At 73.1% G+C, this 23,221-nt stretch carries 16 protein-coding genes; 8 read left to right on the forward strand and 8 right to left on the reverse strand.

Annotation, left to right across the window (positions count from 1 at the left end; genetic code table 11):
• Positions 1–65: 65 nt before the first annotated feature.
• Positions 66–2,819, reverse strand: coding sequence for a leucine--tRNA ligase (gene leuS / locus WQ56_RS05340; RefSeq protein WP_047136060.1), 2,754 nt, complete (start codon positions 2,817–2,819; stop codon positions 66–68).
• Between the two features lie 115 nt (positions 2,820–2,934).
• On the opposite strand from leuS, the gene WQ56_RS05345 reads away from it, so the two are divergent.
• Both WQ56_RS05345 and WQ56_RS05350 read left to right on the forward strand, forming a co-directional pair.
• Positions 2,935–4,623, forward strand: a complete 1,689-nt coding sequence (locus tag WQ56_RS05345) for a diguanylate cyclase (protein WP_052772857.1) — start codon at positions 2,935–2,937, stop codon at positions 4,621–4,623.
• Positions 4,624–4,792: 169 nt separating this feature from the next.
• Positions 4,793–6,118: an amidohydrolase family protein gene (locus tag WQ56_RS05350; RefSeq protein ID WP_047136061.1), complete on the forward strand. Its 1,326-nt coding sequence runs from the start codon at positions 4,793–4,795 to the stop codon at positions 6,116–6,118.
• A 53-nt stretch (positions 6,119–6,171) separates the two neighbouring features.
• Here the strand turns inward: WQ56_RS05350 and WQ56_RS05355 are convergent, their stop codons facing one another.
• Positions 6,172–6,768, reverse strand: a complete 597-nt coding sequence (locus tag WQ56_RS05355; protein WP_052772858.1) for a hypothetical protein — start codon at positions 6,766–6,768, stop codon at positions 6,172–6,174.
• 166 nt (positions 6,769–6,934) lie between these two features.
• Here WQ56_RS05355 and trxA point away from each other — a divergent pair, with 166 nt between their 5' ends.
• The 4 genes from trxA to WQ56_RS17635 all read left to right on the forward strand — a co-directional run bounded on the left by trxA (position 6,935) and on the right by WQ56_RS17635 (position 11,469).
• Positions 6,935–7,819, forward strand: a complete 885-nt coding sequence (gene trxA, locus WQ56_RS05360) for a thioredoxin (protein WP_047136062.1) — start codon at positions 6,935–6,937, stop codon at positions 7,817–7,819.
• Positions 7,820–8,169: 350 nt separating this feature from the next.
• A complete protein-coding gene (locus WQ56_RS17630; protein WP_052772859.1) occupies positions 8,170–10,236 on the forward strand; it encodes a bifunctional serine/threonine-protein kinase/formylglycine-generating enzyme family protein in 2,067 nt (688 codons plus the stop codon).
• Positions 10,237–10,283: 47 nt separating this feature from the next.
• A complete protein-coding gene (locus WQ56_RS05370; protein ID WP_047136063.1) occupies positions 10,284–10,961 on the forward strand; it encodes a DUF502 domain-containing protein in 678 nt (225 codons plus the stop codon).
• Positions 10,962–11,064: 103 nt separating this feature from the next.
• Positions 11,065–11,469 (forward strand): hypothetical protein, encoded by a 405-nt coding sequence (locus WQ56_RS17635; RefSeq protein ID WP_156170365.1) that lies wholly within the window; start codon positions 11,065–11,067, stop codon positions 11,467–11,469.
• 33 nt (positions 11,470–11,502) lie between these two features.
• Here the strand turns inward: WQ56_RS17635 and WQ56_RS05380 are convergent, their stop codons facing one another.
• Together WQ56_RS05380 and WQ56_RS05385 are read right to left on the reverse strand one after the other, a co-directional pair.
• Complete coding sequence (locus WQ56_RS05380) at positions 11,503–12,975, reverse strand: pitrilysin family protein (protein WP_052772861.1); 1,473 nt, start codon at positions 12,973–12,975, stop codon at positions 11,503–11,505.
• 10 nt (positions 12,976–12,985) lie between these two features.
• The gene (locus WQ56_RS05385) at positions 12,986–14,407 is read right to left on the reverse strand and encodes a pitrilysin family protein (RefSeq protein WP_047136064.1); all 1,422 of its coding nucleotides are present in this window, start codon (positions 14,405–14,407) and stop codon (positions 12,986–12,988) included.
• Between the two features lie 179 nt (positions 14,408–14,586).
• On the opposite strand from WQ56_RS05385, the gene WQ56_RS05390 reads away from it, so the two are divergent.
• The gene (locus WQ56_RS05390; protein ID WP_052772869.1) at positions 14,587–15,018 is read left to right on the forward strand and encodes a hypothetical protein; all 432 of its coding nucleotides are present in this window, start codon (positions 14,587–14,589) and stop codon (positions 15,016–15,018) included.
• A gap of 30 nt (positions 15,019–15,048) precedes the next feature.
• Here WQ56_RS05390 and WQ56_RS05395 read toward each other — a convergent pair whose 3' ends face one another.
• The 3 genes from WQ56_RS05395 to WQ56_RS05405 all read right to left on the reverse strand — a co-directional run bounded on the left by WQ56_RS05395 (position 15,049) and on the right by WQ56_RS05405 (position 20,858).
• Entirely contained in the window at positions 15,049–16,335 is a 1,287-nt protein-coding gene (locus WQ56_RS05395) for a dicarboxylate/amino acid:cation symporter (protein WP_047136066.1), read from the reverse strand.
• A gap of 136 nt (positions 16,336–16,471) precedes the next feature.
• A complete protein-coding gene (locus WQ56_RS05400; RefSeq protein ID WP_047136067.1) occupies positions 16,472–18,352 on the reverse strand; it encodes a S8 family peptidase in 1,881 nt (626 codons plus the stop codon).
• Positions 18,353–18,449: 97 nt separating this feature from the next.
• Complete coding sequence (locus tag WQ56_RS05405; protein ID WP_052772862.1) at positions 18,450–20,858, reverse strand: ESPR-type extended signal peptide-containing protein; 2,409 nt, start codon at positions 20,856–20,858, stop codon at positions 18,450–18,452.
• Positions 20,859–21,192: 334 nt separating this feature from the next.
• Here WQ56_RS05405 and WQ56_RS05410 point away from each other — a divergent pair, with 334 nt between their 5' ends.
• Positions 21,193–22,506, forward strand: a complete 1,314-nt coding sequence (locus WQ56_RS05410) for an ATP-binding protein (protein ID WP_231583360.1) — start codon at positions 21,193–21,195, stop codon at positions 22,504–22,506.
• Here WQ56_RS05410 and WQ56_RS05415 read toward each other — a convergent pair.
• The gene (locus WQ56_RS05415; RefSeq protein WP_047136069.1) at positions 22,482–23,171 is read right to left on the reverse strand and encodes a response regulator transcription factor; all 690 of its coding nucleotides are present in this window, start codon (positions 23,169–23,171) and stop codon (positions 22,482–22,484) included. The two genes, WQ56_RS05410 and WQ56_RS05415, sit on opposite strands and share 25 nt — an antisense overlap.
• Positions 23,172–23,221: the final 50 nt, after the last annotated feature.

Here is a 23,221-nt window from a genome sequence, read left to right on the forward strand (position 1 = left end):
GGCGGAGTCTGGACGAGGCGGTCGGGACCGGCAAGCGGCGCGCGGGCGCGCCGTTGCCGGCACGGTCAGGCGGCGACGATGTTGACGATCTTGCCGGGCACGACGATGACCTTGCGCACGGTCATCTCCGCCAGGAACCGCGCGACGTTGGGCTCGGCCAGCGCCTGGGCCTCGATCGCGTCTTTGGCCGCGTCTGCGGCGACCTCGATCGTGCCGCGCAGCTTGCCGTTGACCTGCACCGCCAGCGTCAGCGCCTCGCGGGCCAGTGCGGCCGGGTCGGCGCGCGGGAACGGCTGGTCCTCTAGCAGCGTCTCGGCATGGCCCAGCAGTTGCCACAGCGCGTGCGCGATGTGCGGCGTGATCGGATTGAGCAGCAGCACGATCGTCGAGAAGACCTCCTGGCGCAGCGCGCGCGCGTTGGCGTCGTCGGCGTCGAACTTCTGCACGTGGTTGAGCAGCTCCATGACCGCCGCGATCGCGGTGTTGAAGCTGTGGCGGCGACCGTAGTCGTCGCCGACCTTCTGGATCGTCTCGTGCAGCTGCCGGCGCAGCGTCCGCTGCGCCGCGGTGGCGGCCGCGGGGTCGAACGTCCCGGCCGGGCCGGCCTCGACGTGGCGCTGGACCTGCGTCCACAGCCGGCGCAGGAAGCGCGCCATGCCCTCGACGCCGGCCTCGTTCCACTCCAGGGACTGCTCGGGCGGTGCGGCGAACATCGAGAACAGGCGCACGGTGTCGGCGCCGAAGCGGGCGATCATCGACTGCGGGTCGACGCCGTTGTTCTTGGACTTGGACATTTTCTCGACGCCGCCGATCCGCACCGGCTGGCCGTCGAGCCGCGAGACCGCGCCGACGATCCGGCCTTTGTCGTCGCGGGCGACCTCGACGTCGGCGGGATTGATCCAGTCCTTGCCGCCGTTGTCGAGCTCCCGGTAGAAGGTCTCGGCGATCACCATGCCCTGGGTCAGCAGGTTGCGCACCGGCTCGTCGCCGCGCACCAGGCCCTCGTCGCGCATCAGGCGGTGATAGAAACGGAAGTACAGCAGATGCAGGATCGCGTGCTCGATGCCGCCGATGTACTGGTCGACCGGCATCCAGTGGTCGGCGCGCGCGTCGACCATGTCCGGCGCGCCGGGCGAGGTATAGCGCGCGGTGTACCAGCTCGACTCCATGAAGGTATCGAAGGTGTCGGTCTCGCGCTCGGCCGCGCCACCGCAGTTCGGACACGTGGTCCTGCGCCACGCGGGGTCGGCCTTGATCGGCGAGAGCACGACGCCGGGCGTGGAGAACGCGTCCTCGACATCCTCGGGCAGCAGCACCGGCAGCTGGTCCTCGGGCACCGGCACTGCGCCACAGGCATCGCAGTAGATCACCGGGATCGGGCAGCCCCAGTAGCGCTGGCGGCTCACGCCCCAGTCGCGCAGCCGGAAGTTGACCTTGCGCGCGCCCTGCCCCTGCGCCTCCAGGCGCGCGGCCAGCGCGTCGAACGCGCCGTCGAAGTCCAGGCCGTCGTACTCGCCCGAATTGATCAGCACGCCGCGCTCGGTGTAGGCGCCCTGCTGCTCGATCGCGTCGAGGTAGTCGCGCACCACCGCGACCGCGGCGGACGTGTCGTAGGCATCGACCGAGCCGCCGGCGAGCGCGGCCTGGAACGGGTCGGCGTCGTGGGCGACGTCGCCGATCACCTCGCGCAGCGCGTCGCGCACCGCCAGCGGCACGACCACCGGCCGTACCGGCAGGCCGTAGGCCTTGGCGAACTCCCAGTCGCGCTGGTCGTGCGCCGGCACCGCCATCACCGCGCCGGTGCCGTAGCCCATCAGCACGAAGTTGGCGACGTAGATCGGCACGTCCTCGCCGGTGACCGGATGGATCGCCCACAGGCCGGTCGCCATGCCGCGCTTGTCCTGGGCCTCGAGCTCGGCTTCCGACACGCCGCCCTGGCGCAGGTCGGCGAGGAACGCGGCCAGCTCGGGATTGTCCTGCGCGGCCTTGAGCGCCAGCGGATGCTCGCCGGCGATGCTGATGAAGGTCACGCCCATCAGCGTGTCCGGGCGCGTGGTGTAGACGGTCAGCGGGGTCGGCTCGCCATCGACCGCGAACGCGATCTCCAGGCCCTCGCTGCGGCCGATCCAGTTGCGCTGCATGGTCTTGACCGAGTCCGGCCAGCCATCGAGCGTGTCCAGGCCGTCGAGCAGTTCCTGCGCGTAATCGGTGATCTTCAGGAACCACTGCGGGATCTCGCGCTTCTCCACGACCGCGCCCGAACGCCAGCCGCGGCCGTCGATGACCTGCTCGTTGGCGAGCACGGTCTGGTCGACCGGATCCCAGTTGACGACCGCGTTGCGGCGGTAGGCCAGCCCCTTCTTCATCAGCCGCACGAACATGCGCTGCTCGTGGACGTAGTAGTCCGGGCTGCAGGTGGCGAACTCGCGGCTCCAGTCGATCGCGTAGCCCAGCGCCTGCAGCTGGCCGCGCATGTGGTCGATGTTGGCGTAGGTCCACTTCGCCGGCGCGGTCGCGTTCTTGATCGCGGCGTTCTCGGCCGGCAGGCCGAACGCGTCCCAGCCCATCGGCTGCAGCACGTTCCTGCCGGTCATGCGCTGGTAGCGGCTGATGACGTCGCTGAGCGTGTAGTTGCGCACGTGGCCCATGTGCAACGCGCCGGACGGGTACGGCAGCATCGACAGGCAGTAGTACTTGGGCCGGTCGCTGCGCTCGACGACCTCGAAGGCCCCGGTGCCGGTCCAGAAACGCTGGGCGTCGGCCTCGACGCGGGTGGGCTGGTAGGCGTTGGACGACGGGGCGGCGGGATCGCTGGACACGGATGCTTCTGGCTGCGGAGGACAGCCGGCAAGCCTACCCCAGCGCCCCCGCGTCCGCCATGCGGGCGCCGCGGCGCGGCGGGATCTGCCGGGCGCCGCCTGCTAGACTCCCCTGATGTCTAAGACATCATCCCATGCCAGACACCTGCGCCTGCCGGCGGTCCTGCTGGCGTTCGTGCTGCTCCTGGGCGCGGCGACCGCGGCGATCGTCGGGGTGCGCGGCCTGGAACGGGCGAACCGGTTGCTCGAGCACAGCTATCTGGTGATCAACCTGCTGGTGTCCTCGGAGGCCGCGCTGCACGAGGCCGAGTCGAAGGCGCGGGGCTACCGGCTGACCGGGCGCGAGAGCTTCCGTCCCGAGTACGGCGATGCGGTGGCCCGCGCCGGCCAGCACAGCCGGCGGCTGATCGAGCTGACCGCCGACAACCCGTCCCAGCAGGCGCTCGCGCGGACGTTCGACGCGGACGTGCAGCGGCACCTGAGCACGATGGAGATCCTGCTCGACCCGGTGCAGATGGCCGCACTGCCCGAGGACGAGCGCCAGCGGCGGATCAGCGACAACGTGCGCCGGGCGGCGTCGATGTCGGTGCTGCGCCGGGAGATGATGGACGAGGAGACGCGGCTGCTCGGCGAGCGCCAGGTCACCAGCCAGCACCGGGCGACGCTGCTGGTGGTGTTCATCGTGCTGGCCTTCGTCGTCGCGCTGGGCCTGCTGGTCTTCATGCTGTGGGGCCTGTGGCGCGAGAACCGCCGCAGCCGACGGCTCGAACTCGACGCGCGCAACGCGCTGCACGACCTGCACGCGCTGTCGGAGCAGCGGCACGCCCAGAGCAAGTACGCCGGCATGCTGCAGAGCTGCCAGACCCGCGAGGAGATCGTGGCGCTGACCACGCGCGCAGTCGTCGAGCTGGTGCCCGGCGCGAGCGGCCGCTGCTACCTGGCGCGTCCGTCGCAGAACTTCCTCGAGAGCGCGGGCACCTTCGGCGACCACCCGATCAGCCACGACGACACGGTCACCCAGGACGACTGCTGGGCGCTGCGCCGTGGCCAGCCGCACCACCTGCGCGGCCGCAGCGGCGGCCTGCGTTGCGCGCACATCGACGGGGACGCCCCCCTCGACGGCATGTCGACGCTGTGCATCCCGCTGATCGCCCAGGGCCAGTCGCTGGGCATGCTGCATGTCAGCGCGCCCAGCAACACCTCGGTCGGCGACAACGATGCCGCGATCCTCGCCTCGCTGTCGGAGCAGATGGCGCCCGCGCTGGCCAACCTGCAGCTGCGCGAGACGCTGCGCACGCAGTCGCTGCGCGATCCGCTGACCTCGCTGTTCAATCGCCGCTACCTGGAGGTCAGCCTGGCGCGCGAGCTCCAGCGCTGCGAGCGCCGCAACCTGCCGCTGTCGGTGATGATGCTCGACGTCGACCACTTCAAGCGCTTCAACGACACCCACGGCCATGCCGCCGGCGACGCCGTGCTCAGCCAGGTCGGCCGCCTGATCCAGGCCGGCGTGCGCACCGAGGACATCGCCTGCCGCTACGGCGGCGAGGAGTTCACCGTGGTTACGCCCGAGCTGGACGCGGACAGCGCGCGCATTCGTGCCGAGCAGATCCGCAAGGCGATCGAGATCTCCAGCGTGCAGCACATGGGCCAGACGCTCGGCCCGGTCACGCTGTCGATCGGCATCGCGACCTTCCCCGCCAACGGCACCACGCCCGAACTGCTGCTGCAGATCGCCGACGCCACGCTCTACCGGGCCAAGGCCGAGGGCCGCAACCGCGTGCTGCACGCCTCGCAGACCGCCTGAATCCAGAAGCACGCGTTTCTCCGCAGGCGCGCGCCCGCGCGCGATGGGGTTGCCCACGAAAGCCCATCGCGCGCGAGCGCGCTCCTAACGGGAAGGGTGCTGATTCGACATCCGATCGGCATCCATCCCTGTGGCTACAATCCGGAACCGCTTCCGCCCGGAGATTCGCATGCGCCGCCGTGTCCGCGTCCTGTCCGCCTCGCTGCTCGCCGCCGCCCTGCTCGCCCCGTCCGCGAACGCCGCCGACCGGACCGCACTGCAGTGCGAACGCCTGTTCGACGCGCGCAGCGGCCGCGTGCTCGGCGCGCACACGATCGTGGTCGCCGACGGCCGGATCGAATCGGTGACGGCGGGGCGCACCGCGCCTTCGGGCGAGGCGCGCACGATCGCGCTCGACGGCCGCACCTGCATGCCCGGTTGGACCGACCTGCACGTGCACCTGGGCTCGCAGTCCGGTCCGCAGAGCTACTCGGAAGGCTTCCGGCTCGACCCGGTCGATTTCGCCTACCGCTCGGTGGGCTATGCGGAGAAGACCCTGCTGGCCGGCTTCACCTCGGTGCGCGACCTCGGCGGCGAGGTCGCCCCGCACCTGCGCGACGCGATCGAGCAGGGCCTGGTGCGCGGCCCGCGGATCTTCGCGGCCGGCAAGTCGATCGCCACCACCGGCGGCCACGCCGATCCCAGCAACGGCTACAACTCGATGCTCTCGCACCTGCTCGGCCCGCCCGGACCGACCGAAGGCGTGATCAACTCGATCGACGACGCGCGCCAGGCCGTGCGCCAGCGCTACAAGGACGGCAGCGACGTCATCAAGATCACCGCGACCGGCGGCGTGCTCAGCTACGCGAAGTCCGGCGACGCGCCGCAGTTCACCGTCGACGAGATCCAGGCGGTGGTCGACACCGCCAAGGACTACGGCTACCGCGTCGCCGCGCACGCCCACGGCACCGAGGGCATGAAGCGCGCGGTGCTGGCCGGCGTGACCAGCATCGAGCACGGCACGCACATGGACGACGAGGTCATGCGGCTGATGAAGCAGCGCGGCACCTGGTACGTGCCGACGATCTACGCCGGGCGCTTCGTCGCCGACAAGGCGCGGGAACCGGGCTACTTCCCCGAGGTCGTGCGCCCGAAGGCGGCGACGATCGGCGCGCAGATCCAGGACACCGCGGCGCGCGCTTACCGCGCCGGCGTGCCGATCGCGTTCGGCACCGACCAGGGCGTGGGCCCGCACGGCGACAACGCGCGCGAGTTCGTCTACATGGTCGAGGCCGGCATCCCGGCGGCGTACGCGCTGCAGTCGGCCACGCTGCACGCCGCGACCGTGCTCGGCGTCGACGACCAGGGCGTCGTCGAGCCCGGCCGCCGCGCCGACATCATCGCGATGCCGGGCGACCCGGTCGCCGACATCGATGCGGTGATGGGCGTGGACTTCGTCATGAAGGCCGGTCGCGTGTATCGCGCGCCGGACGCGACAGGCGCCATGCAGGACTGAAGCCGGCGCGCGATGCGCGCATCGGCGGAGCCGCATCGCGCGCAAGCGCGCTCCTACGGGTGTTCCCGCCCTCGGCGCGCTGGCGGGAGGCGCCACGCCAACCAGCCTGTCCAGCCGCACCAGGCGAGCAGCAGCACGCGGTCGGCCGCGCCCGACGCGGCGATCGCCGGCAACGCCAGCGCCGTCGCGACCGCGGCCACGGCCAGCAGCGAAGCGATCCGGACCCGCGGCAGCGCGACCGCGGCCAGCGCCGCGCCGGCGCCGAACGCCAGCGCCCACAGCAGCCAGGCGGTCGCGTGTGCGCGGCTGCCGCCGCCGTCGAGTTCGCCGGCATCCAACGGCAGCGCGCCCTGCAGCGCGAACAGCAGCGCAGCCAGCAGCCACAGGCGCAGCGCGACGCCGGCGACCAGGCCCGCGCCGGGCGCCCACGCGCGCGCGCGCCAGGCGACGGCCGCGACCGCCAGGCCGGGCGCGCCGAATGCGAGCAGGTTGAACGCGGGCGCGTGCGCCAGGCCGGTCGCGCCGGGCAGCGCCAGCGGCAGTCCTTGGGGCAGCGCCGCGGCGCGGGCGAAGCCGAACATCGCCAGCCACGTCATGGCGTGCGCGGCGGCCACCAGCGCCGTCGTCCACCCCCGCGTCGTTCCCGCCATCGCGCCGCTCCATCATGTCCGGGGCCGCATGATAGGCGCGGCCGCGCACGGCGACGTATCGCCGCCGCGCCGCGGGAAACGTTCGTCCCCGGTTGTATCCTGCGCAACCGCCGCCACCTCTAGTCGGGCCGCCCCGGCGGCTCCCCGACCGCAACCGGAATTCCGCATGCTCCTCAACGGCCAGTCCCCCGCCCCCGAACGCTCGCCCCATGTCGTCGACGTCACCACCGAGACCTTCGAGTCCGCGGTGCTGCAGGCCTCGCTCGAGGTGCCGGTTCTGGTCGATTTCTGGGCCGAGTGGTGCGGGCCGTGCAAGACCCTGGGCCCGGTGCTGGAGAAGCTCGCCGCCGAGTACAACGGCGCGTTCGTGCTGGCCAAGGTCGATGTCGACAAGGAATCGCAGATCGCCGCGGCGTTCCAGATCCGCTCGGTGCCGACGGTGTTCCTGATCGCCGGCGGCCAGCCGGTCGACGGCTTCCCGGGCGCGCTGCCGGAAGGGCAGCTGCGCGAATTCCTGCAGCGGCACGGCATCGTGCCGGCCGAGGGCGGCGACGCCGCGCCCGCCGACGCCGCGCCGCTCGACCCGCAGGCCGAGGTCGCGCAGCTGCGCGAAGCCGTCGCCGCCGAGCCCGACAAGGCCGAGTTGCGGCTCGACCTGGCGCTGGCGCTGCTGCAGACCGGCGCCGCGCAGGAGGCCGAGGGCCTGCTCGACGGGCTGCCGGCCAACCTGGCCACCGACGACCGCGCGGTCAAGGCGCGCGCGCGGCTGGGGTTCGCCGCGCTGCTCGCCGACGCGCCGCCGGCCGAGGCGCTGCAGGCGGCGATCGACGCCGATCCCGCGGACCTGCGCGCGCGGCACCTGCTGGGCGTGCGCCAGGTCGTGGCCGGCGACGCCGAGGCGGGCCTGGCGCAGTTCATCGAGATGCTGCGCCGCGATCGCGGCTTCGACGAGGGGCTGCCGCGCCAGGCGCTGATCGACGCGTTCCGCATCGTCGACGACGCCGAACTCGTCGGCCGCTATCGCAGGAAGATGGCCTCGCTGCTGTTCTGACCGTCGCCGGGGCGGGCGCCTGCCCGCCGTCTGGGGGCGGTGCGGGGAGACGTCCAGCAACCGGACACCATCCGGCCGGGACCAGGTGGTCCGGGACACGGCCAAGGGAACGAGTTCGTGCTTCCCGGGCATCATGCACGCAACGTTCGATCTCGAGGCGGCGACACGCAGCTGCGCTGGTTCTCGATCGACGTCGTCGATGCCGCCAGCGGGCCGGTCTCGCGAGTGCGCAAGCAGATCGACATGCGCCACAAGCGCGACCGCGCCATCGCCGCGCCGGCAGCTGCGCGCGATTCCGCACCGCACACGCACGGGCCAGTCGGTATGCTGTGCGGCCACGGGGAAGGTGCATGTCGCAGACCACGATCGGATACGAGTCGCCCGCGCCGCCGCGGATCGCGGGCTACCGGATCGTGCGCGTCATCGGCCACGGGGGCATGGCGACGGTGTATCTCGGCACGCAGCTGTCGCTGGGCCGCGACGTCGCGATCAAGGTCATGCGCCCCGAGGCGCTGGCCGACGAGGTCAGCCGGCGCCGGTTCGAGAACGAGACCCGGACGATCGCCCGGCTCGAGCACCCGCACATCGTCGGCATCCACGACGTCGGCCGCACCGACGACGGCCTGCCGTGGTATGCGATGCCCCACCTGCCGCACGGCCACCTGGGCCAGCGCGACCTGCGCGGCGACCAGGCGCGCGTGCGCGCGGTGCTGCACGCGCTGCTGTCCGCACTGGCCTACGCGCACGCGCGCGGCGTGATCCACCGCGACGTCAAGGCCGAGAACGTGCTGTTCGACGAGGCCGACCGTCCGCTGCTGGCCGACTTCGGCATCGCACTGCGGCGCGGCTACGGCACCCGGATGACGATGGTCGGCCTCGCGGTCGGCAGCACCGCGTACATGGCGCCCGAGCAGGCGCGCGGCCAGCAGGTGGACTTCCGCGCCGACCTCTACAGCGTCGGCGTACTGGCCTGGGAAATGCTGACCGGCGCGCTGCCGTTCGAGGGCGAGGACGCACTGTCGATGGCGCTGGCGCACGTGCAGAACCCGGTGCCGCGATTGCCGCCGGCCTTGCGGCACTGGCAGCGGTTCATCGACCAGGCGCTGGCGAAATCGCCCAAGCGCAGGTTCTCCGACGCCGCGCAGATGCTCGATGCGCTCGCGCAGGTGCCGCAGCGCGACGGCGAGCCCCGGATCACCGGCAGCATCCGCCGGATCGGCCGCGGCGGCCGGCGCCTGCTGCCGTGGCTGGCGGTGCCGGTGGTGGTGCTGGCCGGCCTCGGCACGTGGCGCTGGCTGGACCGGCGCGAGGCCGCGCCCGCGCCGGCGGACGACGCGCCACCGGCCGCGGCGGTCGCGACCGCGACACCGCCTCCCGTGCAGGATGCCTCGTCCGACGCCGGCGCCGACGACGCCGGCCCGGCCGCTGCGCCGGACGCCACCCCGGTCGCCGGGATCGAGGCGCCGCGCGCCGCGCCGGTTTCGGAAGCCGACCGCCATCTCGCCGCCGCCGAGCGCCTGCTGCAGGCCGGCCGGCTGGCCGCGCCGGCGGACGACAACGCGCTCGAACGGCTGGATCGCGCGCGCGTCGCCGATGCCCAGCACCTGCGGCTGCCGGCGCTGACCGCGCGCGTGTTCGACGCGGTCGGGACCCGCGCCGCCGCGCTGATCGCGCGCCGCGACGACGGCGCCGCCGCCGACCTGCTGCAGGCCGCGCGCGCGCATGCCGTCGCACCCGCGGAGATCGCGGCGCTGCAACCGGTGCGCGCGAAGGTCGCCGACGCGATCGAGGCGCGCATCGCCGATGCGGTGACCGCGGTGGATCGCGACGACGCGGTCGCCAGCCTGGCCGGGGCCGACGCGATCGGGCTCGACGCCGCGACGAAGGCGCGCCTGCGCCGCGGGGCGTCGGCCATCCCCGACCTCAACGCGCTGGCCGCACGGATCGCCGGCGGCGCGCGCGTGGTGCGCAGCGGCGACGCGGTGTTCGCGATCTCCAGCGCGCCGGTCAGCCGCAACGAGTACGCGGCCTTCGTCGCCGCGACCGGACGCAAGTCCGCGCCGTGCCGCGCGCGGGGTTCGGTGCTGCGCGCGCTCGCTCCGCGCGACTGGGAGGCGCCGGGCTTCGACCAGGCGCCCGGCGATCCGGTGGTCTGCGTGTCGTGGCACGACGCGGTCGACTACGCGCGCTGGCGCAGCGAACGCGAGGGCCGCAGCATCGTCGTCGCCTCCACCGCGCAGGGCGCGGCCGCGCCGACCGCCGCCGACGGTCCGGCCGAATGGCGCAGCGACTGCGCGGCCGCCTGCAAGGACCGGGTCGCCGCCGGGCGCAGCCGCCGCGACGACCTCGACAGCCGCGCGCTGGATCCGCGACGCGGCTACGACGACGTCGGCTTCCGGCTGGTTCATCTGCCGTGACCGCGCGGGCCTATGATGCCCCTCCTCCCCCGCTCCCCCGGTCTTCCATGAGCTCCCACTCCCTGGGCGGACGTCTGCAGCGTCTGTTCCTCACCGGCCTGCTGACGCTGCTGCCGATCTGGCTGACGTGGATCGTCGTCAAGTTCGTGTTCGTGCTGCTGTCGGACATCAGCACGCCATGGGTGGTGCCGCTGGCGCAGCGCCTGTCGGCCGCGTTCCCCGCGCTGGGCTGGGTCAACGTCGCCTCGGTGCAGGCGACGGTCGCGATGGTGGCCACGATCGTGCTGATCCTGGCCGTCGGCTGGCTCGCGCGCCGGGTGGTCGGCCAGCGCATGCTCGCGTGGCTGGAGGCGCTGGTCCGGCGCATTCCGCTGGCGAACATCATCTATTCGAGCGCGCGCAAGCTGCTCGACATCCTGCAGACCAAGCCCGACGGCACCCAGCGCGTGGTGCTGATCGACTTCCCGCACGCGGAGATGAAGTCGGTCGGCTTCGTCACCCGGGTGATCCGCGAACAGGGCACCGGGCGCGAACTCGCGGCGGTCTATGTGCCGACCACGCCCAACCCGACCTCGGGCTACCTGGAGATCGTGCCGCTCGAGAAGGTCACGCCGACCGACTGGACGGTCGACCAGGCGATGAGCTTCATCATCTCCGGCGGCGCGGTCGCGCCCGACACGATTCCGTTCGAGCCGGCCGCCCGGGTCGCGCCGACGGCCGGCTGACCCCGCACGCACGGGCCGCTCCGCACGCGCGCGGCCTGCAACGGCTTGCGGGCCGCGGCACGCGCGGCCATGCTGCGGCTCGTCCAGCGCCTGGGGAGGCGACGTGATCCGTACGATGTGCTCGGTGATGCTCGGCATGCTGGCCGCCACGACCGTGGCGCTGGGATTCGAGTTCGTCGGCAAGCGGCTGTTCCCGTTGCCGGCGGGCGCGCTGCCGGCCGATGCCGCGCCCGCCGAGCTGATCGCGGTCGCGCCGACCGGCACGCTGGTGCTGGTCGCGCTGGGCTGGCTGGCCGCCGCGCTGTGCGGCGGCTGGGTGGCCGCGCGGATCGCGCGCCGCCGCCGGATGGGCATGGCGCTGACGGTCGGCGCGCTGATCCTGGCCAGCGTGCTGCTCAACGCCTGGCTGCTGCCCCACCCGCTGTGGATGACGCTGCTCGACGCCGTCGGCGCGCTGCCGCTGGCCTGGTGCGGCGGGCGCCTGGCCGGCGCCGCGCCGCGTCGCTGACGGGCGCCGGCCGACGGCCGGCGTCCCCGTGCCTCAGGGCCTGTCGTCCGCCCGGAACGCGCCGAACGGCGCCAACTGTTCGGCGACCGCCGCATCGCCGACGACCACGATGCTCTGCCGCGCGGGATCGAAGAACTCGCGCGCGACCGCCTGCACCTGCGCCGCGGTCACCGCGTCGGCCTGCGCGACGTAGCGGCTGAGGTAGTCGGCGGGCCGCCCCAGCAGCCAGTTCGTGGCCAACGCCGAGGCCACCGCGCCCTGCAGCTGGTTCTGGAACAGGTAGGTGCCGGCGGTGAAGCGCTTGGCGCGCTGCAGTTCGTCCTCGGGCACGGGGCGCGCACGCATCCGCTCGAACTCGGCGAGGAACTCGCCGATCGCCGCGCCGGTAACCTCGTTGCGCACGTCGGCCTGGGCCTGGAACGCGCCGCCCATCGCGCGCAGGCCGAAGCTGCTGCCCGCGCCGTAGGTGTAGCCCTTGTCCTCGCGCAGGTTGCGCATCAGCCGGCTGTCGAAGCCGCCGCCGAGGATGGTGCTGGCGAGCGCGGCGGGAATCGCGCGCGCGTCGTCGGCTGCGAACGCCGGCCGGCCGATCCGCACCGCCGACTGCACGCTGCCGGCGCGCGGCACAAGCACGAACTGCGGCCGGTCGGCGGGCATGGGCGCGGGCACCGCGGCGACGGCGTCGCCGCGGCCCCGCCAGTCGCCGAACGCGTCGCGCGCGAGCGCCAGCGCATGGTCGCCCGACAGCGGGCCGGCGATCACCAGCAGCGCCCGGTCGGGCCGGAAGCGTGCGGCGTGCGCGGCCTGCAGCCCCGCGACGTCGGTGCCGGCGATGCCGGCCTCGGTCGGCAGCGTGTTGCCGTAGGGGTGGTCGCCGAACAGCACGCGCCCCATCGCGCGGTTGGCCTGGTAGGCCGGCTGGGCCTGTATCGCCTTGAGGCCCTGCAGGGCGTTGGTCTTCGCCAGCTGCACTTCGCTGTCGGGGAAGGCCGGGTTGCGCACCACGTCGGCGAACAGCGCCGCCAGCGGCTGCGCCGACGACGACAGGCCGGACGCGGCGACGACGAGTCCGTCGCTGCTCGCGCTGGCCGAGATGGACGCGCCCAGGCGTTCGAGTTCCTCGGCGATCCGCACCGAGGTCCGCGTCGCGGTGCCCTCCTGCAGCAGGCCGGCGAGCAGGTTCGACATGCCCGGCAGTGCGGCCGGGTCGCTCGCCAGCCCGCCGCGAACCGCGAGCACGTAGTCGACCTTCGGCAGGCCGCCCTTGCGCGGCACGATCCAGACCGTCAGGCCGTTGTCGAGCCGATGCTCGACCAGGCCCAGTTCGGGCAGCGGCCGGTCGGCGCCGTACGCCGGCAGGCCGGCGGGCAATGTGGTCGGCGGCGCCTCGGCCGGCGGCGCGCCGGGCGCGGCCGGCGACTGCGCGTGCGCGGCGGCGGCGATCAGGCAGGCGCCCAGCGCCAGGGTCAACGGGCGCAGCGCGCGTGCGAAGTTCGGGATGTCCATGGCGGTCTCCTCAGTCCTGCGCGGGGGCGACGGGGGCCGGCGCGGCCGGCGGGGCAATGCCGCGCGCGGGCGCCAGGGCGGCCGGTACGCGATCGATGACGGTGCGGTTGCCGTCGGTCAGGTAGGTCCTCGCGACGCGCTGCACGTCGGCCACGGTCACCGCCCGCACCCAGCCCGGCACCGCGTTGAGGGTCTTCGCATCGCCCCACAGCAGCTGCGCCTTGGCCAGCTCGTCGGCGCGCGAGATGAACGGCTCGAGACCATCGACGTAGTCGGCCAGCAGCTTGGTCTTGGCCGCGGCCAGCGTCTGCGCCGGCACGCCCTCGGCGACGATGCGCGCGATCTCCTCGTCGATCGCGCCGAGCACCGCGTCGGGCGCGACGTCGGGCTTGTAGAGCGCGAACAGCGTCATCAGCGTCGGGCCGTCGTAGTCCCAGGCGTGGCCCAGCGGCCAGCCGAGCCCGCCGTCGATGTTGAGCAGCTGCTCGCGGCCCTTCACCAGCCCCTGGTACAGGCGCGAGGCGTCGCCGCCGGCGAGCAGTTGCGCCAGCACCGCCATCGGCGCGTGGTCGGCATGGCCGCGGGGCGGCATCTTCCAGCCCACTGCGAGCGCCGGCACCTGCGCCAGCGCATCGGCCTGCGCCTCGCGCCGGCCTTCGGTGTTCAGCGGTTCGGAGACGTCGGGTCGCGCGGGCGTGGGCCGGGCCGGGATGTCGCCGAAATACGCTTCGACCATCGCGAACGCCTCGTCGGGCGCGATGTCGCCGACGATGCCGATCACCGCGTTGTTAGGCCCGTAGTAGTCGCGATGGAAAGCCTCGACGTCGGCCAGTGTCGCCCCCTCCAGATCCTCGAAGCTGCCGTAGCCGTCGTGCGCGTTGGCCCACTTGTCGAACGCTAGGCGGTTGATGTCGAACACGAAGAACAGCCCGTAGGGCTGGTTCTGCACGTTGACGCGGATCTCCTCCTTGACCACGTCCTGCTGGTTCTTCAGGTTCTGCGGCGAGAAGTCGAGCGTCTTCATCCGGTCCGCTTCCAGCCACAGGATCGGTGCGAGCGCGGACACCGGCGCGGTCTCGATGTAGTTGGTGTAGTCGGGCCGCGTCGAGCCGTTGAGCCGGCCGCCGCCGCCCTGGATCACGCGGTCGAACACGCCCTTGGGCGCGGTCGGCGTGCCCTGGAACATCAGGTGCTCGAACAGGTGCGCGAATCCCGTGCGGTCCTCGGGCTCGAGCCGCATGCCCACGTGGTAGACCACGCTGACGCCGACGGTCGGCGAGCTGCGGTCCTGCGACACCACGACGGTCAGTCCGTTGTCCAGGCGCCGGGTCTCGATCGGCAGCTGCCAGTCGGTCTGCTGCGCGGCCGCCGGCGCGGCCAGCATCGCGAGCAGCATGCATGCGCCGCCCACCAGTCCTGCGAGTCGTCTCATGTCGATCCCCTTGGCCGCCCCGCTCCCGGGGCACGAAGCCCGACTATAGGCCGCTTCGCGGGCGCCCCGCCGTGCCACGGGTCATGCGCCGGCGTGAACGCGCGGCTAACACTTGCGGTCCGACGGCGCGCGATGATCGCGGCCCCGTCCCGACAGAATCCGCCATGCGCCCCGCCCTCGTGCTGCCGCTGCTGCTCGCCGCCACCGCCGCACACGCCCGGAGCGACCGCGAGGTCGCCGAACGCGCGATCGCCGCCGCCGCTGACGTCTGTCCCGGGCACGCGAACGAACGCACCAGCCCCACCGTGCGCGCGGTGCCGGTCGGCGCGCTGCGGGTGCTGGCCGAGCACGGCGCGGTGCTGTGCCCCGACCGGCGCTTGGAGGGCGCGGCGGTCGCGTTCTACCCGCGCTACGGCGTCTTCACGTGGAATCCCGATGTGCCGGCCTCGGCGAAGGCACTCGTGCAGGTCGTCGACACGATCACCCGCAGCGAGGACTTCCCCGACAAGACCGCGGTCTGGAACGCGGCCGGCACGCCGCTGCAGGGCCAGGTCGTGCCGATGTTCGAGCCGCGCCCGAACGCGCCGCTCAACCGCTTCCTGCATCGCTGAGCGCGGCGCCACCGGGCGCCGCGGCCCGCGTCACCGCGGCTCGCCGGCGCCCGCGTCGTCGAGCCCGACGTTGCTGCTCGCCGCCTCGAAGACCTCGCGGTCCAGCAGGCCGGTCTCGCGCGCGACCAGCACCGGCACCAGCATCTGGCCGGTGACGTTGGTCATCGTGCGCATCATGTCCAGGATGCGGTCGATCGCCAGCAGCAGGCCCAGGCCTTCGAGCGGCAGGCCGGCCGCCGACAGCACCACCGTCGCCATGACCACCGCCGTGCCCGGCACGCCAGCGGTACCGAAGCTGCCGAGCACCGAGGCCAGCAGGATCGCTGCGACCTGCGCGAAGCTCAACTCGATGCCGAAGTACTGGGCGATGAACACCGAGGCCAGCGTCGGATAGATCGCGCCGCAGCCGTCCATCTTGATCGTCGCGCCCAGCGGCACCGCGAACGCCGCGTAGTCGCGGTTGACCCCCAGGTTGTGCGTGACCGCGCGCAGCGCGACCGGCATCGAGGCCAGGCTCGACGAGCTGACGAACGCGACCTGCATGCCCGGCGCGGCGCCGCGGAAGAACTTCAGCGGGTTGAGCCCGTGCGCCAGCAGCAGGCCGCTGTAGACGATGAGAATGTGCGCCGCGCACGCGACGTACAGCGCGATCACGAAGCTGCCCAGCGGCAGCAGCTTCTCGAAGCCGTAGGTGCCGACCAGCGCTGCGATCAGGCCGAAGGTGCCGATCGGGGTCATCTCGAGCACGAAACGCGTGACCTGGATCATCGCGTCGGACGCCTGCCCGACCAGCGTGCGCAGCGCGGCCACGCGCTCGCCCAGCTTCACCATCGCAAAGCCGAGCAGGCCGGCGAAGAAGATGACCTGCAGGATCCGCCCTTCCGACAGCGCCGCGAACGGATTGGTCGGCACCACGCCCAGCAGCACCTCGACCGGGGTCGGCACCTCGCGCGGGGTGTAGTCGGCGGCGGCGGTCAGCGAACCCGGCTCCACGCCCAGCCCGGGATTGAAGGTGTAGGCGACCGCGAAGCCGATGCCCACCGCGAGCACCGCGGTCGCGGCGAACCAGCCGAACGTGCGCCCGCCCAGCGCCGCGATCGACTGCTGGCCGTGCAGGGCCGCGACCGCGTTGATGACCGCGAAGAACACCAGCGGCACCGCGATCATGCGGATCAGGTTGACGTACAGCGTGCCCAGCGGCTGCAGCCAGGTGCCGGCCGCCGGCCCGAGCAGCCAGCCGGCCAGCGCGCCGAGCACGAAGGCGCCGAGCACGCGCTGCCAGAACGGAATCCTGAACCACCACGCCACTGCGTTCATTGCGGCCTGCCCGAAACGTCGAACCGCGACGATACGTGAGCGCATGGGTGTTGGCGATGCCCCCGCCGCGACGCCAGCGTCCCATGCATGCAACGCCCGGCGACGCAGGAACGCCGCCGGGCGTGCTGGCCGGGGCCTACTGGCGGGCGACGACGGTCAGCCCGGTGTAGCTGCCGCTCAGCTGCAGGTAGTACGTGCCGGCCTTGGGCGCGGTGATGCGGATGGTCTCGATGTTGCTGCCCGCGCGCGCCGAGCGGAACTCGTAGTCGGTCGCCGTCGGCGGGGCGCCGTAGCGCGCGTGCAGCGTGACGTCGCCGCGGCCGGCCAGCGTCATCAACGTCAGCGTGCGGCCGGCCTGGGCCTCGAAGCGGAACAGCGCGCCCTCGCCGTTGGAAGCCTGGCCGGTCACGTCGACGCCGTTGAACAGCTGCGTGCCGACCTCGCAGGTCTCGGTGGCGGGATCGCAGGGCGTCTCGAGCGCCTTGTCGAGCGCGCGGGTCGCATCGACGATGCCCACGCCGATCGGCGTGCTGGCCGGCGGCGGCACGTTGAACGGGCGCGCGGTGCGCTTGAGCAGCGTCTCGAGCTCGGCGGGCGTCAGCGGCGGGCGGTCCTGGGCCACGAGCGCGCTCTGCACCAGCGCGGCGATGCCGGCCACGTGCGGGGACGCCATCGAGGTGCCCATCAGCCCGGTGTAGAGATACTGCCCGGAGGTCGGCGTGGTCTTGCCGTCGTAGCCGGTCTGCAGCACGTAGCCGTTCCAGCCGTTGTTGCCGGGATCGAACTCGCCACCGCCGCCGGGACCGGCGACGTCGACCACCGCGCCGAAGTTCGAGTAGTACGCGCGCCCGCCGTTGATGCGGTTGGAGCCGACCGTGATCACGTTGTTGCAGCTGGCCGGCGAGTAGCCCTGCGCGTTGTCGTTGTAGTTGCCGGCCGCGACCACGACCACGCTGCCGCGCGCGACCGCGCCGTCGATCGCCGCCTGGGTCATCGCGTCGCAGGCGCCCTGCCCACCGAGGCTGAGGTTGATGACCTCGGCCGGATGCGCGTTGGCCGGCACGCCCTCGACCGCGCCGCCCGAGGCCCAGACGATCGCGCCGGCGATGTCGGACGGGTAGCCGCCGCAGCGGCCGAGCACGCGCACCGGCAGCACCTGCGCATCGTGCGCGACGCCGGCACCACCGATGCCGTTGTGGGTCGCCTCGGCGACCGTGCCGGCCACGTGGGTGCCGTGCCAGCTGCTGTCGAGCACCGGCGAGCCGCTGTAGCACTCGCCCGCCTCCGGGTTCCAGTCGCCGCGGTCGAGCGCGCCGGGCACGCGGTCGGCGGTGTCGCGCCGCGACACGAACGGGTCGGTGATGAAATCGTAGCCGGGCAGGATGTTGTCGGCGAAGTCCGGATGCTCGGCCAGGATGCCGGTGTCGAGCACCGCGACCACGACGCCGGCACCGGTCGCGCGGTCCCAGGCGTTGGCGACGTTGATCGCCCCCGCCGAGCCCTGCAGGTGCCACTGGTGGCTGGCGAAGAACTCGTCGTTGGGCGTGAACTGCGGCGAGACCGCGCGCTTCTCCACGCCGGTCGCACGCATGCGCCGCTCCACGTGCACCGAGGCCACCGCCGGGTCGGCGGCCAGTTCGGTCACCAGCGCCTGGAGATCGCGGGCGGGCAGCGGACGCGAGAGCCGCAGCACGTCGAAGCCGACCGCGGTCGTGCGCAGGTGGCCGACCTGCAGCGCGGGCAGCGCCTTGGCCGCGCGCCCCGCGGCGGCCGGACGCTCGAGCCCGGCGCGGCGGATCGCGGCCGTCGCGACCTGCAGCTTGCCGCCGCGGTCGGTGCTGGCGAGCCGCGTCTGCGCGTAGCGCACGACGATGCGGTCGGACGCGGCATCGGCCGGCGTCGCCGTATCGATGCGGGACACGATTCTGGCGGGCGTGCGGGCGGCATCGGCGACCTGCGCGCCGAACGCGCCGGCCACGATCGCGGCCAGGGCCACGCTGATGGATGTCTTGTTCATGGTCGAATTCCTCGATTGGATCGGGGTCCCGCGGTCGCGCGTCGCGCCGTCGGGACCGGGCAGTGGGGAACGGCCTGCGGCGACCGCCGGCCGGGGATCACAGGTCGATGCCGAAGCCGATGCCGGCCGACGCTTCGTCCCCGCTGAACGCACCGCCCAGGCTGAAGGAGCCGCGGTCGCCGAGCTTGCGGGCGTAGCCCACCGACAGCGCGCGCTCGCCGCTCTGGAAGCCAGCACCCACCGCCACGCGCCCGCGCGGGCTCTGCGTGCCGGCGGCGTTGGTCGCCATGTTGAGCATCGCCGCGCTCATCGCCCCCTGCTTGTCGAGCCGGCGGTCGACGTCGCTGAAGCGCCGTTCGACGTCGCCCCGGTAGGCGGTGAAGTCGTCGTTCCAGGCCGCGAAGCGCTGGTCGGTATAGGCGTTCGCCGACGACAGCGTCTTGGTCGCGGTGGTGTCGGTGTACGCCTTGGCCTCGGTCACGCCGGCCTGCAGCTGCGCCACGTTGGCCGCGTCGGTCGCGGCGGTGCCGGCGGCGACGTTGGTGACCTGTCGTGCATTGCCGGCGCTGCCGACCGACACCGTGTTCGCGCGGTCGGCCACCGAGCCCTGGCCCAGCGCGACCGCGTTCTCCGCGGTCACCGAGGCGCCCTGCCCGATCGCCGTGCCCGAGGCGGCCGATACCGATGCGCCCTCGCCCACGGCCACGGCGTTCGTGGCACCGGCCGAGATCGTGGTGTTGGCGCCCAGCGCCGTGCTGCCGTCGGCGTGCACCTGCGCGTTGCCGCCGACCGCGGTGTCGTTGGGCCCGTGCGCGTACGCGCCGCCGCCGACCGCCACGCCGTTCTCGCCGTTGGCGGTCGCGCCGCTGCCGACCGCGACCCCGTTCGGGCTGTCGGGCCCGACGCTGGCCTCGCCGTCGCCGCCGATCGCGATCCCGCGCCCGGCGCCTTCCACCGCGCCGATGCGTTCGTCGATCCGGCTGATGTGCGCGTCGAGCGCGCCCAGCGCCTGGCCGATCGACGTGTACTGCACGCCCTGCAGCACGTAGGCCGGCGCGGACACCGTGCCGAACGCAGTGACGGTCGCGCCGCCGCCGAGCGCGTCGGCCACGCTGCCGAGCGCGGCGTGCACCTGACTGCCGTTGACCGCCTCGCGACTGTCGGCGGCGATCCGGCCGACGGCGACGTTGTCCAGCACCGTGCCGTCGGCACTTTCGAAACGCACCCGGGCCTTGTCGGCGCCGTCGTAGCGCACCACGCCTTCGGCCAGTTCGCCGAGGTCGCCGGAGACCGCCTTGAGCTGGGCGAGGTTCACCGCGTCGGTATCTTCGGTGCCGGCGGCGACGTTGATGATCTGGCGGGTGAAGGCCTCATTGATCGTGCCGTCGTTGATGTTCGTCCACGCCTGCGAGGCGCCGACCGACACCGCGTTGCCGCGGTCGGCCAGCGAGCCGGCGCCCAGCGCGACCGAGTTTTCTTCCAGCGTCAGCGACTGGAAACCCAGCGCCAGCGCGTTGCGTCCCAGCGCGGTGCTGAACCCGCCGAGCGCGACCGCATACGGCGCCGCCTCGCGCCCGCCAGGACCGCCGCCCAGTTCCCAAGGGCGGAACCCACCGGCGTTGGCCCAGGTGCCGAGCGCGAGCGCGCCGTCGCCTTCTGCGATCGCCTGGAAGCCAGCCGCGATCGATGCCTCGCTGTTGGCATAGGCGCCGTTGCCCAGCGTCACCGACCGGAAACCGGATGCGAAGCTGAAATTGCCGACCGCGGTCGCGTAGCCGCCGCGCGCGCTCGCACCCGCGCCCAGCGCCGTCGACCCTTCCTCGTAGGCCTGCGCGCTGCCGCCGACCGCCGTCGCGTTGTAGCCGCTCGCCCCGGCACCGGTGCCCAGTGCATGCGCCATCTCGCCGTTCGCGCTGGCGTTGTAGCCGAACACCGTCGCCCACATGCCCTCGGCGCTGCTGTGCGCGCCGACCGCCATGCTCGCCGGGCCGTCGCTGTAGGCGCCCAGGCCGATCGCGACGCTCTGGTCGCCCAGCGCGGTCGCTTCGGTGCCGATCGCGATCGTGTTGAGGTTGCCGGCCTCGGCATTGGCGCCCAGCGCCAGCGCGTTCTCGGCCAGCGCCAGCGCGTTGTGGCCGACCGCGATCGTGCCGTTCGCGTACGCGGTCGCGCCGGCGCCGTAGGCCGAGGCCCCGTAGCCGATCGCGGTCGCGGTCTCGCCGGCCGCGGTGGCCTCCTCGCCGGCCGCGAACGCCCCCGCGTCCTCATCCGGGTTCTCGCGACCGACCGCGGCGAAGTACGGGACCGACGCCGCGGCGTCGGCATCCGGCTCTGCGGCATCGTCGTCGGCGAACGCCGCGCCCGGCAGTGCGCCCAGCGCCGCGACCAGCGCGAGCGTCCCGGCCGCGGTCGCGGTACCGGCGCGGCCGCCGCGACGCGCCAGTTCGGAGGCGACGACGAGCCGCCCGGTCGTGCGGTTCCTGACCAGCCTGTAGATCCTGTTCATTGCGTTAACCCCTGGAATGAGACGAAGTCGGTGGACACGTCCACGAACGCGGCCCCCCTGCCGCGTCCGTCGTGCCATTGCTGCATGTCGAGTCCCGTCGACGGGCCCCACCGTCCGGCGGGGCAGTGGCCGTTGCGGCCAGGCCCCGACACTAAGTGTCAGTCGCGTGACTTGTCACACTCCGAATCTGGCCGGATGATCACGACTTCTCACATTCCGTCCGCCGACGGCCAGGTCCATGCCGTCGCGCCCGCTCCCCCGCCTGCTTCGTCGGACCGCGTCCCAGCTCCGGCGCATCCCCGACTGGCTCCAGCGCGTGCCGCTCGACGAGCCCATGGACCGCCGCAACGCGGCGACGCTGCAGGTGCTGTTCCTGTTCCTGGGCGTCACCGTGCCGCTCAACTGGTGGCGGCACATCGCGGTGGGCATGCTCGCGCCGCAGTTCCGGCCGTTCATCGCCGCCGACATCGTCGCTGCGCTGCTGTGCTTCGTGTGCTGGTGGATGATCCGACGTGGCGCGCTGCGCGGCGCGATCGCGCTGTTCGTGACCGCGCAGCTGGGCGCGGCCAGCGTGGGCTACGCGACCACCGGCGTGCTGATCGACCAGACCGCGCAGATGCTCACGCTGGTGATCGCCGGCCTGATCCTCGGGCGCCGCGCGCTGTGGACGGTGTTCCTGATGCTGCTGGGCGTGGTGCTGATCGGCGTGGGCGTGGCGCTGGTGCCGAACGTGCGCGCCGAGCAGGCGCTCACGCGCGCGGCGGTGCTGCTGCCGTCGTTCTTCATGAGCTACCTGGTGATCACGCTGGTGCTCGACCGCAGCATCGCGGCGCTGCGCGAGGCGCTGACCGAATCGAAGGCGCGCGGCGCGCGGCTGGAGAACGAGATGCGCGAGCGCGAACGCGCGCAGGCGCAGCTGATCGAGGCGCAGAAGCTCGAGGCCACCGGCCGCCTGGCCAGCGGTGTGGCGCACGATTTCGACAACATCCTGGCGCTGATGGCGGCGTTCTCCGGCGAGCGGCACCGGGTCGACCCGGGCGCCGACGCGCACGCCCGCGCCGAGGCGCTGGCGCAGGCGCTCGAAGGGGTGGAACAAGCGGCCCAGCGCGGCATGGCGCTGACGCGCAAGCTGCTGACCTTCGCCCGTCCGCAGCCCGCCGCGCTGGAGACGATCGACGTCGGCCGCGCGCTGGCCGAGCTGGCGCCGATGCTGCGGCAGACCTTCGGCCCCGACGTGCGCGTGCACGTGCCGCGCGGCGAGGCGGCGCTGCCGATCCGCATCGACCGCCACCACTTCGACCTGGCCTTGCTCAACCTCGCCTCCAACGCCCGCGACGCGATGCCGGACGGCGGCACGTTCGCGATCGATGCGGGCGAATCCGACGACGGCGCGATCGAGATCGTGCTGCGCGACGACGGCCACGGCATGGGCGAGGCCGTGCGCCGGCGGATCTTCGAACCGTTCTTCAGCACCAAGGCCACCTGCAGCGGCACCGGCCTGGGCCTGGCCGTGGTGCACAGCCTGGTGACCAGCGCCGGCGGCACGATCGACGTCGACAGCGCCCCCGGTGCGGGCACGACGTTCCGCATCCGCCTGCCGCGTGCGCCCGAGGCGCCGGCCGCTCAGCGCAGCGAGGTCAGCACGTAGCCCTCGCCGTGCACCGCCGATAGCGGCAGCGCATCGCCGCAGGCGTCGGCGACCTTGCGGCGGAGGCGGTAGATCAGTGTGTCGAGGCGATGCGGGTCGAAGTCGTGGACGTTGTCGGAGACCGCGGCGATCAGGCGGTCGCGCGCGACCGTCTCGCCCTCCGCGTCGACCAGGCACTGCATCATCCGGCGCTCGGACTTGGTCAGCGCGGCGCCGTGGCCGCTGGGCCCGACCAGGCTCCAGCCATTGTCGGCCAGCCGCCAGCCATCGGCCGGTGCCGGCGACGGCGCATCGCCGTGCAGGCGACGGGCCAGGCTGTGCAGCGTCGCGGCGAGCAGGTCGATCTCGACCGGCTTGGCCAGATAGGCGTCGGCGCCCTCGTTGAGCCCGCGCACGCGGTCGGGCGTGTCGCGCCGCGCGGTCAGCATCACGATCCCCATCCGCGGATGGCGTGTGCGCAAGCCCCGCGCGACGTCGTAGCCGCTGGCGTCGGGCAGGCCGACATCGAGCACGACGATGTCCGGGACGCCGCGACGCAGGCGCGCCTCGAGCTCGGCCGCACTGGCCATGCCCTCGATCTGGAAGCCGAAGTCGGCCAGGCGCGGCAGCAGGATGCGGTCGCGCAACATGTCGTCGTCCTCGAGCAGCGCAATGGTCAGCGTCATCGTCGTCGTCCCGCACCGGCAGGCGTGGGGGGGCGCCCCGCCGGAACCCG

Origin of the sequence: Luteimonas sp. FCS-9, from assembly GCF_001014645.1 — a bacterium.
Taxonomy (GTDB): domain Bacteria; phylum Pseudomonadota; class Gammaproteobacteria; order Xanthomonadales; family Xanthomonadaceae; genus Luteimonas.